General features: G+C 61.7%; 13 protein-coding genes. 3 read left to right on the top strand and 10 right to left on the bottom strand.

Annotated elements, in window-relative coordinates:
* Nucleotides 1–16 precede the first annotated feature (16 nt).
* The 4 genes from folE to KF841_05305 all read right to left on the bottom strand — a co-directional run bounded on the left by folE (nt 17) and on the right by KF841_05305 (nt 3,758).
* Nucleotides 17–601: a GTP cyclohydrolase I FolE gene (folE, locus tag KF841_05290; protein ID MBX3394760.1), complete on the bottom strand. Its 585-nt coding sequence runs from the start codon at nt 599–601 to the stop codon at nt 17–19.
* Nucleotides 602–677: 76 nt separating this feature from the next.
* Nucleotides 678–1,154, bottom strand: coding sequence for a hypothetical protein (locus tag KF841_05295; GenBank protein MBX3394761.1), 477 nt, complete (start codon nt 1,152–1,154; stop codon nt 678–680).
* On the bottom strand, nt 1,151–1,978 hold the full coding sequence (locus KF841_05300; protein MBX3394762.1) for a hypothetical protein: 828 nt from the start codon (nt 1,976–1,978) through the stop codon (nt 1,151–1,153). Before KF841_05300 ends, KF841_05295 begins: the two co-directional genes overlap by 4 nt.
* A gap of 130 nt (nt 1,979–2,108) precedes the next feature.
* The gene (locus tag KF841_05305; protein ID MBX3394763.1) at nt 2,109–3,758 is read right to left on the bottom strand and encodes a tetratricopeptide repeat protein; all 1,650 of its coding nucleotides are present in this window, start codon (nt 3,756–3,758) and stop codon (nt 2,109–2,111) included.
* A gap of 256 nt (nt 3,759–4,014) precedes the next feature.
* Between KF841_05305 and rimO the strand changes: the two genes are divergently transcribed.
* Nucleotides 4,015–5,478 (top strand): 30S ribosomal protein S12 methylthiotransferase RimO, encoded by a 1,464-nt coding sequence (gene rimO / locus KF841_05310; protein ID MBX3394764.1) that lies wholly within the window; start codon nt 4,015–4,017, stop codon nt 5,476–5,478.
* A 34-nt stretch (nt 5,479–5,512) separates the two neighbouring features.
* Here rimO and KF841_05315 read toward each other — a convergent pair whose 3' ends face one another.
* The 6 genes from KF841_05315 to KF841_05340 form a co-directional block, all read right to left on the bottom strand.
* Entirely contained in the window at nt 5,513–5,788 is a 276-nt protein-coding gene (locus tag KF841_05315; GenBank protein MBX3394765.1) for a hypothetical protein, read from the bottom strand.
* Nucleotides 5,789–6,009: 221 nt separating this feature from the next.
* Nucleotides 6,010–6,513, bottom strand: coding sequence for a hypothetical protein (locus tag KF841_05320; protein ID MBX3394766.1), 504 nt, complete (start codon nt 6,511–6,513; stop codon nt 6,010–6,012).
* A gap of 49 nt (nt 6,514–6,562) precedes the next feature.
* On the bottom strand, nt 6,563–6,985 hold the full coding sequence (locus KF841_05325) for a secondary thiamine-phosphate synthase enzyme YjbQ (GenBank protein ID MBX3394767.1): 423 nt from the start codon (nt 6,983–6,985) through the stop codon (nt 6,563–6,565).
* Between the two features lie 166 nt (nt 6,986–7,151).
* The gene (locus KF841_05330) at nt 7,152–7,514 is read right to left on the bottom strand and encodes an HU family DNA-binding protein (protein ID MBX3394768.1); all 363 of its coding nucleotides are present in this window, start codon (nt 7,512–7,514) and stop codon (nt 7,152–7,154) included.
* Nucleotides 7,515–7,745: 231 nt separating this feature from the next.
* Nucleotides 7,746–9,950, bottom strand: coding sequence for a hypothetical protein (locus KF841_05335; GenBank protein ID MBX3394769.1), 2,205 nt, complete (start codon nt 9,948–9,950; stop codon nt 7,746–7,748).
* A gap of 42 nt (nt 9,951–9,992) precedes the next feature.
* Nucleotides 9,993–11,702, bottom strand: coding sequence for an AarF/ABC1/UbiB kinase family protein (locus tag KF841_05340; protein ID MBX3394770.1), 1,710 nt, complete (start codon nt 11,700–11,702; stop codon nt 9,993–9,995).
* Between the two features lie 191 nt (nt 11,703–11,893).
* Between KF841_05340 and KF841_05345 the strand changes: the two genes are divergently transcribed.
* Both KF841_05345 and KF841_05350 read left to right on the top strand, forming a co-directional pair.
* Nucleotides 11,894–12,385 carry a hypothetical protein gene (locus KF841_05345; protein ID MBX3394771.1) on the top strand — a complete coding sequence of 164 codons (492 nt, stop codon included), beginning with the start codon at nt 11,894–11,896 and terminating at the stop codon, nt 12,383–12,385.
* A 92-nt stretch (nt 12,386–12,477) separates the two neighbouring features.
* A complete protein-coding gene (locus KF841_05350) occupies nt 12,478–13,875 on the top strand; it encodes a serine/threonine-protein phosphatase (GenBank protein ID MBX3394772.1) in 1,398 nt (465 codons plus the stop codon).
* Nucleotides 13,876–13,911: the final 36 nt, after the last annotated feature.

Here is a 13,911-nt window from a genome sequence, read left to right on the forward strand (position 1 = left end):
TATTTAAGCGTCCGTTTCACTTATGCAGCAGGCTCATGACTTCGGCACGGGTGGCCGAATTTTCCGCACAAACTCCGCGAATGGCTGATGTGACCATGACGCTGCCGGGCTTCTTCACGCCGCGACAGGTCATACATGTGTGAACGGCCTCAATGACGACGGCGGCTCCCTGCGCCGCGAGTTCGGACATGATGACATCGGCGATCTGGGTTGTCAGCCGTTCCTGCACCTGCGGTCTTAGCGCGTAAGCGTCGACGACGCGGGCGAGCTTTGAGAGGCCGACAACTTTTCCATCGGGGAGATAGGCGACATGGGCTTTGCCTTCGAAGGGCATGAGGTGGTGCTCGCACATGGAGTTGAAAGGGATATCGCGAAGGACGACCAACTCGTCGTACTTTTCGGTGAAGACCGTCATCAGGAGTGATCTGGGGTCCTGGCGGAGTCCGCTGAACAACTCCTCGTACATTCGTGCAACGCGTGCGGGCGTGTCGCGGAGTCCTTCGCGATCCGGATTGTCTCCGATGGCGGCGAGAATCTCGCGGACCGCGCGAGCGATCCGCTCCTTGTCGATCTTGAAATCTGCGGGACAAACCTGACCCATGGGGAGCTCCTCGGGAGACTATCGTGCCCGCGACCGCCGTGTTTGGGGGTGGCCGTGGCGCAAGGGTGATCGACGATCAGCCGTATTTTTCGGATGTCGCCAGGTCGAAACCAGCGTGTTCGGGATTGTAGCCGACGCGGCGATACTCAGCTCTGCACCGATAGCAGACGGTTACGCTGGGCACGACAAGATAGATGATTGCGTCCACGAGAACCAGCGATGCCAACACGACAAAGGTCATCGGAATGTTCTTCATGTAGTAGAAGCAGGACGCGATGATTCCGAAGACGATGACGAGGATCAGTCCGAGGCGCTGCGGAAAATCCTTGCGTATGAAAAACTCCCTGCCCGGACAGCAAGCGCACCGAACGACGCGGCGCTCGTCGCCCAACTCGGTTGGGACATCCGCTGTTGTGAGCTTGCCGCATCGCGGGCATTTCAATTCGCGAGGCCCGACGCTAGCCGGCTCGAACATAATCGGCGCGCGACACTCCGGATCCGGGCATCGCATTCGGATGGTCACGGCGCGAGATTTTTCGGCGGCGGGTTTCACAGCGCCCATCCCTCCGTTCGCGAGAGAAATTGCGCTGTCAGTTCGCCAAAGAAGATGAAGAGCATGGAGAGATAGTACAGGGCAGTGGCCGACTGCGTGGCCCGGCGTTTCACGCAATCCCAGATCATGTATGCGAACACGCCTGCGACCAGCAGTCCGACGCCAAGGCGCACCGACAGCGCGAGCCATGTGTAAATCTCGCCGAGAGAAGGCCACGCGCCGGCCCACGCGCGCGGCGAAAGCATCGCAATCACCCAGAGCACGCGTGCCGCGAACAGGGCGATATATATCCTGGTGATCCATCGAAGCGGCGCAATCGGCATGCCGGTATCCGTAAGGTACCGGTGACCCAGCAGCATGGCCGCGGTCGCGACGCCGAGCAGACCCGCTCCGAGAAAGGCGCTGAATGCCAGCTCCGCGCCGCTGAGCCAGGTTGCGTGACTGATGTGTTCGGCACCTGGTCGCGTCGGATTCGGCGAAGCGTTGGCGATCGCCAGGGATAATGCGGCAGTGAGGCAGGCGAGGCCGGCGGCGGCGGCGTAGGCGCGCTGACTGTTTCGAACAGTTTCGCCTTGCGATGCGTTCACGAAGAGCCAGCCGAAACCCGCCGCCAACCCAGCGATCAGCAGGATGGCGGCCGGATGTTGCAGGGCATCGAGCGGTGCGCCGAATTCCAGAAGGTTGAAGACGAGGGCGAGCATCGCGATCGAGCACGAGACGATGCACATCAGGCGGAGGTATCGCCAGCCGGTCTGCCTGATTGCAGAAACCGCGACGGCCAGGAAACAGCCAGCGGCATACTGGGCCAGGAAGGCGGGAAACATCGAAAAGCGGACACCGGATCGCGCTGCTTATTGGACGGCCCACGAAGCGCATCGGCGGCCGCTGCGTCGGCGCGCGTCAGACGCAGGAGGGGAGATGATACCGCGCGCCGATCGGCAGGGCCACGCGTGATCAGGGTCTGGTCACGCGTGCGGTCTCGATGAACTCTCGAACGGAGTCGTCATGAGTGATGTCGGCGAGATACTCGCTGAGCAGTCGACGCCCTTCGTCGCGTCGGCCTGAGAAATAATGAATAAATCCGAGCAGGAATTTCGAATCGCTGTCGTCGGGGTTGGCCGCGACATGATCCGAGAGCATTCGGAGGTGAGCGGGAAAATCCGCTTCAACGCCGTAGGCCGCTCGCAGATCGAATGCCGACGTGGCCAGTGACGGTGAGCGGGCGACGCCGCGCCGAATGGCTATTGACGCATCCGTGTAGGCACCGAGGGAATATTCCGCCAGTCCCAGCGCGATCCGTACGCTCGGATCGTCACCGTCCCACACGATTGCCCGGATGTACTCCTCGCGGGCTTCGTCGTATCGGCCGAGTTCGAAGGCTCGATCCCCACGACCGAGGGCCTCACCGATTCTGACGGCAGCGGGATCGACGGTTGGTGCCGAGGGCGTGGCATGTATCTCGGCTTCGCCCGGGGCCGTTCCGGGTTGGGAAGCGTCGGTGTGACGGGTTCCGAAATCGTTCAGCGCTCGATCCTGGAGCGCGGCCTGGCTTCGCTGATATTGATCGAATGCGGCGGCCTCGTAGGCTTCCGCTTCCTGTTCGGTGATTTCAACATCGGTGGAGAGCGGTGCGAACACATCTTCGTCGTAGTAGATGTCGGACGCGGAGCCGCCGATGCTGATGATGGTGGATCCGCCGTAGATCGGATAGCGCCAGGCGTACCCGCCGTAGTTGAAATAGCCGCCGCCGAAACCAAATCCCGGGCCGCAGTAGCCGCCGCGCGGGAAGTACCGATAGCTGGGCTGGCAGCCGACGATCGATCCGACTCGCCTGGGTTCGCCGATGCAGCCGTTTCGAATCGGCAATCCTGTGAAACCGCCGACGCGCCGCGGATTTGACCAGTTATTAATTCGCGATTCGGTTGGGCCGCAGGCGCTGACCGCGCCCAGATTGCGTCCGCCAATCGGCTGCCCGGCTCGATAGGTACTGCGGTAGCCGGCGGGCCGCTCCGACGGTCGAATGGCCTGGCCTGTGACGCCGAGGCCATTTCGGTTGACGCCGAACGGGCGCGCCGGGGAGACGACTGCCGGCGAGTTTGAATGAGAATGAGATTGATTGGAGCGGACCACGCCGTTTGGCGATCCACCCTGCCTCGTCTGAAATGCGCCTTGCGCGGAGGCCCATGACGAAGAGCCTATGCGGCTCGGCGGTCGTGTGGAAGTAGTTTGGCCACTAATCGCACGCGGACTGCGAGCCAAGGTCTGACCGGTTCCGCCGTTGCCGAATGATTGGGTAATCGACGTGGTTCGCGGCTGCGTTCGAATGACGCCGGAACCGAGCGACTGGCCTCGCGTGACACCGGGCGCGGACCGGACCTGGCGCGGCGCGGAGGCGAAACTGTGGGATGAACGACCGATGTTACCGCCGGAACGGCGGACGCTCGTGGCCTGATTTCCACCGGAGCGGCGGATGCTCGTAGCCTGATTTCCGCCGGAGCGTGCGCCGCGCGACTGGCCCCACGCGAGCGTCGCGTCTCCGCAGAGCATCAATAAGGCTGCGAGGGCGAGCAGAAATGGGGTCGGATGGCGTCGGTTGGTGAACATGGCAGACTCCTTAAATCCCGGATTGCGAGCAGAAGGCGGAATGTCATCCATGACTTTAGACACATCTTATCGCGTTCTGGTTAGTGGATTCAATTTGGCGGGCTGAATGTGGGCCATTGCCGACCGACTGCGGTCCCATACGGGCCGTAGTCGCGCCAGACGGGGATGGGGACGGGAGCGACGCCGGAAGGCCGGAATCCGCTATAATGGCGAATTCGCCGAGCGAAGTGACCCGCCGGCCATGGAGTGCTCCCGCGTGACGATGCCCAGTGTTTCATTCGTGTCCCTTGGCTGCCCCAAGAACCTGGTTGACTCCGAGAAGATGCTCGGGATGCTTGCGGAGGCGGGTTGCCCGATCGTGGGCGGCGACACGGGGACCGGCGACGTGATGATCGTCAACACCTGCGGATTCCTGGCGGCATCGCGCGATGAGGCCGTCGGGATACTCCGCGAAGCGGCGGAGCAGAAGAATCGCGGTGAGATCAAGCGTCTCGTGGTTGCCGGATGCCTGGTGCAGCGTGACGGGCGCGGCCTTCTGGAAGACGTGCCGGAGATCGACGCGCTGGTCGGGGTTCACAATCGGGCGGATATCGTCCGGGCGGTGACGGGTGTGCATCTCAGCCGTCCCGGTCGCGGCGCCACGGCGAAGACGCCGGCGTCGACCGGAACCACCTCCGGTCGGACTGCGGCCGCGTCCACCGGCGGACGCACCGGGAGCGGCGACCTTTTTCTTGGCGAATACCACGCGAATTCGTGGATCGGCGCGAACAAATCGGACCGGGCGCGGCTTCGCCTGACGCCGGTTCACTACGCATATCTTCGCATGAGCGAAGGCTGCAATCAGAAATGCACTTTCTGCACAATTCCATCGATTCGGGGGCCGATGCACAGCAAGTCCGTTCGAGAGATCATGGCGGAAGCGCGTGAGCTGATCACCGACGGCGCGGTCGAGATCAATCTGCTCGGGCAGGACACGACGAGCTACGGCACGGACATCGCGTATGAGCCCGGTCTGAGCGGGCTGCTCCGAAAGCTGAACACGCTGGAGGGCGTTGAGTGGATTCGTCTGATGTATGCCTATCCGAGCGACTTCACCGACGACATGATCGAAGCGATTGCAGACTGTGAGAAGGTGGCGAAGTACATCGACATGCCGCTTCAACACATCAGTGACCGGGTGCTCAAGTCGATGCATCGGCGCGTGACGCGCAAGCAGACCGAATCACTCCTGGCGAGATTGCGTGAGCGAATTCCGGGCGTTTCGATTCGAACAACCTTCATCGCGGGCTTTCCCGGGGAGACCGACGCGGAACACCGGGAATTGCGGGAATTCATCCGCGAGTTCGGCTTTGACATGCTCGGCGTATTTCCATACAGCAACGAGCCGGGCACGCCGGCCCACCGCATGAAGGGTCATCTGCCGCCCGCACTGATCCAGGAACGGGTTGAGGACCTGATGCTGACGCAACAGGAGGTCGCATTCAAGCGGGCGTCGGCGAGACGAGGCGAACGGCTCCGTGTGATGATCGACAGCTTCGGTGCGCGCGGGGTGTATCTGGCGCGGCACGAGGGACAGGCGCCGGACGTGGACAGCGTGGTCCACGTGGACGGTGGCGAGTACGATCCGGGACAGTTTGTCGACGTGAAGATCACGGGCAGCCGGGCGTATGATCTTCTGGCGAAACCGATCGTGAAGGGGCTTCCGATACTCGGTCACTGACGGGCCGGGTAGAATCCGCCGGAGCATGGGGCCTTCAGACGGCAAAGGCCCAGTGCCAGTAGAAGATCACCAGAAGGATGAGGCTGTATGCGGCAATTCCGGCCAGTTCTCGTTTGAACCGAGAAATCCTCATTCGTAGCAGCAGGACCACGGCGTATTTTCGAACGACCTGCGCTTTCTTGTCACTGCCGACCAGGCTGCCCGCGATGAAGAGCAGCGACCGCACGGTGACAACGACGGCATAGACGGCGCACAGCGTGGTCAACAGCAGGCGATAGAGTTCAAACACGTCCCGATCGAACAGGTTCACGATCCGCACTCCGCGGTCAGTCGAGGTCAACAGGCTCGAAGCGTGGTCGCCGGAGTTCCCTTCCGGTCGGCGCGGTTAAGACCAACTGACAGGTTCCGGCTTGGTCCTTCATGGGAAAATAGTCGCAGGTGTATTCTTCGGCGTGAGTCCGCTTCGCCCATCAGGAAGAATCTCATCACGTCGTCATGGGGTCGGCCACGAACAGCGCGACGTTCCCCGAATCACTCTGATTGGATGTGTCTTCTTTGTCGCTCGATCCAGCCCGCAGCCCGGTCGGTGTTCGGCATCTGCATTCCCATCACGGCGAGCAGAAGACCCGTCGCTACGAGAGAGAGCGGGCGGCCCTCGATGAAAAAACCGATCACGTTGAAGAACGCGCCACCTTCCAACATGGCCGCGACAACGATATTACGAATGAAATACGCATTCAGGAACGGCACGGGGTCGTCGGTACGGACCGCGCTGGCCTTCAGCTTCTGTCGGAAGGCGGAATCCATCGAACCGGGCAGGACAAAGCTCATCAGCAAAGTCATGGCACCGACGCCAGCGGCCACGTAGGTAATCAGCGGGGTCGCGAATTCGGCCGGCTGCCCCGCCGTCTGGGAACTGCGCACGAACATCAGGACACCCGCGGCCATCAGGACGCCCATTATCAGGGCGAGGTCGATCAGCATCAGTGTTTTCACCGCGCTGATCAAACGTGGATGATTGCGAAGCTCATTCATTTCCGAACTCTCCGCCCCCCTGGTTCGGCCGCGTCGCACACGACGGGGCTTACTCGCCGAGGACCTGGACGATGATCGTGCGCTGCCGCGGCTGCGTATCGAAATCGATCAGGACGATCTGCTGCCATGTGCCCAAACTCGGCTTTCGATCCAGGATCGGAACCGTGAGGCTCGGCCCGAGCAGAGACGCCCGCACATGGGAATGGCCGTTGTTGTCATGCCATGTCTGCTCGTGCATGTAGTGGCCTGACTCGGGTGCGATTCGATCAAAGCAGTGCTTGAGGTCGTGCTGAACGAGTCCCGGCTCGAACTCGGTCGTCGTGATTCCGGCCGTTGAGCCCAGGACGAACAACAGTGCGATTCCGTTGGTGATATCCGAGAAGTTCATGACTTCGATCAACTTGGGTGTCAGGTCAACGACATGGGCGTTTCCCAGTGTTTCCAGTTGAATCCTGTGTGTTTCGACGGGCATGACGCGGCATTGTACCGCGCGTCCCCTCCGGCGGAAGCAGAACCTGCGCGGCGTCCTGTCCGTTTCTGTTCAGTCATGAACGGAATTGGCGCCCGCATCTAACAAAAGAACCCGCTCCAGCGAGCGGGCTCTCTTGAAATGCGTATCGCTTTGCGAGGCAGGCGGATTACTTATTCGCCATTTCCTTCAAAGCCTTGAGGGCGAGCGCCTTGACGACATTTCGCGCGGGCTTCGCCTTGAACATCTGCTTTTCGCCGGTGAAGGGATTGATGCCTTCGCGAGCCTTGGTGGCCGGCTTGTGGATCCGCTTGATCTTGAGAAGGCCGGGAACGGTGAAGATGCCCGGCCCCTTCTTGCTGAGGTCGGCTTCGATCAGTGCCGACATGCCGCCGAAGACTGAAACAACCTGCGACCGGCTGAGGCCCGCGGTCTCGGCCAAGACCTTGTAGATCTCGCTCTTCGTGCGGGCCTTGGAGGCCGACGAGATCTTGATCTTCGCCGGCGCCTTGCTTGCTTTCTTCTTTGCCATGAAAAAATCCTTTCTTCACTGACTGTCTTGTCACGGCGGCGGGTGCGAACACATCGCGAGTCATTCAGCCGCACCGTGGGCTACTTCGTGGCAGCGCGGCGGTAAAATGCCAGAAAAACAGGCAACTTGCAAGCGTATCTTCAAGAAATGCCTAAAAAACAGGGGTTTCCTTACCGACGGCCGGGCGGAGCCATTTTGCGGCGGGATGCTCGTCCGACGATTGCGTGCGGGTCACGGAACAAGGGCCGGACCGGTCGATCTGAAGATCGTTCGATCGGGAAGCGGGTGTGAGAGTTGAATCAGTTCGTAGCCGTCGGGGAGCGGGATTCGGCGCAATACGCTCTCGGGCCGCTGCTGGATCTCCCGGCGTAGCCGAGGCCACAGAAACCGCCTGGTTTCTGGCGGGGTTTCGCCGGGCCAGCCGCCTTTGATCCAGTCCCAGGAACGATCGACTTCGGCGGTTTGAACGAGGTATTCGGCAGGTTTGTCGGCCTTGAGGAGCCCGTGATAATGCGCCAGCCGGGGCCAGAACGACTCGAACTCGATGGTCCTGCATTTTTGCCGCGAGAGATAGGAAAGCAGGTGTGCGTCGAGGGGTTCGGCCACGACGGGGTCCGCGCCTCGCGCGACGAGGCTTGATGCCACACGGTGAAGCGGATGCGACGCTCCGAGTTGGCGGTGCATCGCCAATTGCCCGGTCGCCCAGGCTCCGCAAAGGAGGACGGCAATCGCCCGGCCGAAGACGGGAAAGCGGTCGTTGACTGCGACGGCCGCGACGAGCCCGGGCAGGAACGCCCAGAGCGGAATGAGGTATCGAATCGTGGTGAAATCGAGGGTGCAACCGCCGAGGAGATAGAGTGCGACGCCGCAGACGACACAACCCATCAGGAGGATCGTGGGGGAATACCTGTCGGACTTCAATCTCAACAGGCGTTCGAGGCCCCCGTGCTCCTGTCGAACGAGGATCATCACGGCGGATATTGCGCAGCCGAGAATGATCCAATTTGATGCGATGACCCAGGCCGACGTCATCAGGTCGAGCGGCCGCACAACCGTGTCGCGACCGACGCCGACCAACTGAAGGAACGGCCGCGGATCGGCGCCGAAGAGAAGCGGAATGCCGTTGAGAAAATAGACGAGCGTCTCGCCGGTCATCCAGAGTGGACGGAATCCAAGCGGCAGGGACGGATCCAGCGAGCGTCCGGTGAGTGCCGTCATAACGGCATAGGCTATGGCGGGGGATGCACCGATCACCGCGCCAATGACGAGCGCGGCGTCCCGGGAGACGAGGCTCCTCGCGGTTTGAAACAGGCTTGTGCGGCGTTTGAGATAGATCGCCGAGGCGAGCGTTGCCGCCGAAAGGGTCAGCAGGGCGACGGGCTTCGGAAGCGCGCCGAGCAGCACGCGACTTTGTACTTTGTGATCCGCAATCCAAACGGCCCAGGTCAGATTCAGAGCGAGCACGGCGGCGAAAGCGGCGACGGGCAACGACGCGCGCCCCAGCGCATTTGTGAGGCGATGGTAGTGTTTTCCGGTGAGCGGACTGGCGGCGAGTTCGTCGAGCGGCCTGTTGAGCAGTGCGTGCACGGCGATGGGCACGAGGAAGAGCATCACCGCCGGGTTCAGCCAGAGTCCGGAACCGATCAACGCGCCGAAGACGGCTTTCCTGATATTACTCCTGCGTCGTGCGACGGTGCGGGCCGCGACGAACCACTCGGTATAACACCAGAGCAGCAGCGAGCCCCAGAGGAGAATCTCGATGTATGCGCCACGCGCCGAGATCGACCATTGCATGAACATCGGCGACGAGAGAATCAGGACTGACACGCCTGACAGCGCGCCGAGCCGGCCGAACCATCGCGTCAACATCAGGTATTGCACCGCGACCATCGCGGCAAGGAAGAGCGCCGGCCCGGTCCGCAGGGCGTGGATGGGATTGTCGAAAAACGGCGAGATCGCTGCGATGACAAACGCCTCGAGCGAGCCCATGTAACGCTGGCCGTAGAAGTAGATCGGCAGGCTGCGACCTTCGGCGATGTCCTGTGCCATGAGGCCGACGATGGCTTCGTCGGAGTGCAGGAGCGTTTCGCCGCGACTGATGAACGGCGCACGGGCGACCAGGGCGAGGGCGAAGAGCGCCACACAGATGACACCATCCAGTCGCGTCAACGGCTTTCGCGGCCAGGCTGTCTCGGTGTGCGAGCGAATCGGCGAGGGGCGATGATGGGTTTCGAAGGTGAGGATGGATGAATCGCTCGCGCCGGTGCGGTGCGTTCGCTCGGGACAGGTCGCGTCGATTGGGGCCGCGGCGCGGGTGTCCGCCGGCGTGGCGGGCTGAACTACCGACTGCTCGATCATGAGTCCCCCCGGGTTGGCGATAGCCACGCATAGTGCCCGTCGCATTGCGATGGTGCCCGCCGGATCGGCGCACTGCATCGGGCACATTCGCCGCGAAGCGAGAGATGACGGGCAGAGCGGTTACGACAATTTTCCAGTGCGAAGGATCGCGACGACCAGCCAGATGGCGATGAAGGATGCCAGGGCGTAGGCCACGAATCCGAGATAGCGAATCGGCACCCCGAATATCGGCACTTCCGCCTCCATCGAGAGGAGCATCGAGCCCCCCATGATGGTTGCCGCCATGATGATCGACAGCGCCAGCCGGTTGCTCGACCGATCCAGTTCGCTGGCCAGATAATCGAGATTTTCGTGGCGTATGTTGACCTGAAACCGTCCGCGTCCGATACCGCGCAGCATGTCGCGGATCAGCCGCGGACCGTCACGAAGAATGCCACCCAGATGCCAGGCAGTGAGGCCGGTCAGCCGGAAGATTCGCCGGCTGGAGAAGCGTTTGCGGACCATTACCGACAGCTTGGGCCTGAGCAGTTCGATGAGATTGAAATCCGGATCGAGCTGGAGGATCACTCCGGACACGACCGCAAGCGATTTGAAGAGGGTCACGAATTCGCGCGGTAGCGACACGTCGTGCCGGCGGACGGTGTCGATCAATTCCCGGAAGAGGATGGACATATCCAGGCGCTGAATCGGCAGTCCGTAGTATTTTTCCAGGTACATCCGAAGATCGCGGGCGAGGGCGAGCCGGTCCGTCTGCGGGCCGAGGGCATCCACTTCCGCGAAGACGTCCACAAGAATCTCGACGTCCTTGCGCACGGCCGACACGAGCCCGATGACGAGCTTATCGATCATTTCTTCGCTGATCTGGCCGACCATGCCGAAGTCGATCAGCACGAGCTTGTCCGCGGGTCGAAACCGCAGATTTCCGGGATGCGGATCGGCGTGAAAGAGGCCGGTATCGAAGAACTGTTTGACGAAGCAGGCGCCGATGTTTGTCGCAAGCGCCTTTCGATCGATGAGCGGTCCTTCGTCCGCAAGGACCTCGCGAAAGCTCATTCCCTCCATGTATTCAAGCGTGAGGGTGCTGGAACCGGTCAGGTCCCATCGCACGGTGGGCGTAATTACCGATTCATCCCCCTTGAACGAATCGTGAAACCGAGACGTGGCGGAGGCTTCGTTGACGAAGTCGAGTTCCTTCTCCAGTGTCCGGGCGAATTCGTCCACCAACTGAACGGGACGAAACGGGCGCAATTCCGGAAAGAAGTTTTCGGCCTGCTGCGCGAGAAACGTCAGGACGTGAATGTCGAGGCGGATCGTTTCGTCGATGCCGGGGCGTTTAATTTTTACGACGACCTGCTGGCCGTCGATGGTCATGGCGCGATGGACCTGCGCGATCGACCCGCTGGCGAACGGCTTGTCCTCGAACTTTGCGAACGCCTCATCCACCGTCACTCCGGTATCTCGCCGGAAGATTCGGCGAGACTGCTCGGAAGGGAACGGCGGACAATCGGCCTGCAAATGTTCGAGCGCGGTGAGAATCTGGGTGGGCAGCAAGTCCGCCCGAGTGGAGGCGATCTGGCCCAACTTGATAAATGTGGGCCCCAGTTCCTCGCACACGCGAACGAGCCGGTTGCCGACAGCGGCGAGCGGGTCGATTACATCGGCGGTATCCTCCGTGGACTTGTCGCGCCGAAACAGACCGGCTGTCGGAAGGTAGCCGCCGAGTTGGAGGCGGCTTACAAAATGCCCGAAGCCGTGCTTGGACAGAACCTGCGCGATGACCCGTAGTCGGGCGAAGGTTCTGACGGTTCGCGGCAAGGTGGCAATCGACATGTCTTGTCCGGTCGGCGAGACGCGGGTGCAACGCGATTGATTGTAAATCGAGCGGCGCGGCGGCGGTATTCACTTATTATCGGGATCAAGGCAATCGTCACGTGGCGAGCCATCCGCGTCCGAAAAAAAATGAATTCAGCGACGGCAGACGCTCGGTCCGACCTACACTTTGGAAAATGGCGAGGTGAGGCTTGCGACGACGGCTTATCAGTGCGGCACTTGGTGCGGTTGCGTGTTACGGTGGATGCGGATTCGACGGGATCGCGACGCTGCCCGCGCCGCTGGCAAGGGTGTGCCTGGATTTTTCCGCGAGCGGCTTTCCGGCGGATTGGCAGCAGATCGTCTACAACCACATGGTGGTGGATTTCAGCGATTACGGCTATCGCGTCACCTTTCACGATCTCGACACCTGCGACTACCGCATCATTCTCGGCGGCGACGATGAGCGGTATTGGGGATTGGCACGACCCGCTGAGCGCGTGGCCTGGGTCTATACCGACGCGATCGCGAAATGGGCACAGCACCTCGACGCGAATGCCTATCTGCAAGGCGTCGCCAACGCAACCGCACACGAGTTCGGCCATCTCATCGGGCGCAGCCACTCCGATGATTCGACCGATGTGATGTCCGTGCCTGAGGACGCGACTGTCCGATTCCACGAAGACCTCGTCTTTCGTCCCTGATTCAAATCGCCCGACCCAACGTCCTCCCGAATTTCCGGACTTCCTTAAACTCAACCCTCGCCGGTGACGGCCCGAACAAGGAGGGGGGAGGCGTGCATCGTCGCCGATCGACCTCGACGGTCGGGGGTGGACGACTGGCCGCTTCACTTCGCCGGGCATGTAAAATGGGCTCCGCGCCATCACCATCTGATCGACATGAACTCCAGGGCCTCACAGCGAACGGCCGGCGTCCGACGCGCAAAGCGCTGCGACTGGGCATCGTCTGCGATCCGGAGCATTTCGATCCGCTCGTTCGCCGATTAACCGTCGCCCAGGAATGGTGCGTGGCGGAATCGATTTCACTCGACGGCGAGAACGACTTCGGCCTGCTTAACAATTATGACGCGGTTCTGCTCGTCGATTCCGCCGGTCCCGACGACGACGCCAACGATGCCATCCTGAAAGAGACCCACGCTCGACTCGATCTGCTTCGAAAGCGTCAGATCGGCGTGCTGGTTTCGACGCGGAGGCCTTGGCGGTATGCCGGATTCAACTGCGGCGTGGTGTGTTTTCAGCCGGATTCGTCATTCGAGATGGCGCGCGGCGCATTGTGCGCGCTTGCACACATTCGCCCGATGATTCTTCAACTCGACAAGCAGTATTCGGCGATGCAGCGTCTGGGTCGCAACCTCGCCCGCCGATTCGACGCGACGAATCGCGAATTGCAACTCGCCTCGCGTCTTCAGCGCGATTTTCTGCCGCACGGTGCGATCGAGAGCGGTCCATTCCGGTTTTCGACGCTCTTTCGGCCCTGCTCCTGGGTCAGCGGCGACATCTTCGACATCTTTCGGCTTGATGAAACGCACTGGGGATTCTACCTGGCGGATGCGGTCGGTCACGGCGTCGCCGCCGGACTGCTGACGATGTATATCAAGCACGCGATTCGCCCGAAGCGCATTCTTCGCGAAGGCTATGAGATCGTCCCGCCGTCGGAAGTTCTGAGCCACCTGAACGATCTGCTCGCCCAGCAGGGCCTGCCGGACTCGCAGTTCATCACCGGCTGGTACGGGATCCTGGATACTGAAACACGGGTGCTGCGCTACGCGGTGGCGGGTCATCCGCCCGCGCTGCTGCTCAGTCCGGACAACGACGTTCGCGAGTTGCACGGCGAAGGATGCCTGCTCGGACTCGGAGTCGGCGAGCGTTATAGTGACGAATCCGTGACACTTCGGCCCGGGGATCGCGTGTTCATCTACAGCGATGGTCTTGAGCCAATGCTGATCGCACACCGACCGCCGCTTCCGCGCCTGCCTGTGTTCGAGTCGGGCATGTTGGACACGCTGCGGCTGTCTTCGTCCAGGCTGATCGAAGAACTGCGGACGATGCTGGACGCCGCGCCCGGCAGCCTCGCACAGCCCGACGACGTATCGGTCCTGGTGCTGGACTTCGACGAGCGGGAAGCGCCGGGATCCTCGTGCGATGACGGGCCGGACAAGTCTGACCAGACGTAGCGCACGCGACTGACGGCCCGGCGCGACTGAACTCGC

The sequence above is a fragment of the Phycisphaerae bacterium genome (assembly GCA_019636475.1).
Taxonomy (GTDB): domain Bacteria; phylum Planctomycetota; class Phycisphaerae; order UBA1845; family UTPLA1; genus JADJRI01.

Bases quoted from the DNA above. Each gene is read 5' to 3' on its own strand.
- folE (MBX3394760.1), bottom strand. From the start codon at position 601: ATGGGTCAGGTTTGTCCCGCAGATTTCAAGATCGACAAGGAGCGGATC.
- KF841_05300 (MBX3394762.1), bottom strand. From the start codon at position 1,978: ATGTTTCCCGCCTTCCTGGCCCAGTATGCCGCTGGCTGTTTCCTGGCC.
- KF841_05305 (MBX3394763.1), bottom strand. From the start codon at position 3,758: ATGTTCACCAACCGACGCCATCCGACCCCATTTCTGCTCGCCCTCGCA.
- KF841_05320 (MBX3394766.1), bottom strand. From the start codon at position 6,513: ATGAATGAGCTTCGCAATCATCCACGTTTGATCAGCGCGGTGAAAACA.
- KF841_05325 (MBX3394767.1), bottom strand. From the start codon at position 6,985: ATGCCCGTCGAAACACACAGGATTCAACTGGAAACACTGGGAAACGCC.
- KF841_05330 (MBX3394768.1), bottom strand. From the start codon at position 7,514: ATGGCAAAGAAGAAAGCAAGCAAGGCGCCGGCGAAGATCAAGATCTCG.
- KF841_05335 (MBX3394769.1), bottom strand. From the start codon at position 9,950: ATGCAGTGCGCCGATCCGGCGGGCACCATCGCAATGCGACGGGCACTA.
- KF841_05340 (MBX3394770.1), bottom strand. From the start codon at position 11,702: ATGTCGATTGCCACCTTGCCGCGAACCGTCAGAACCTTCGCCCGACTA.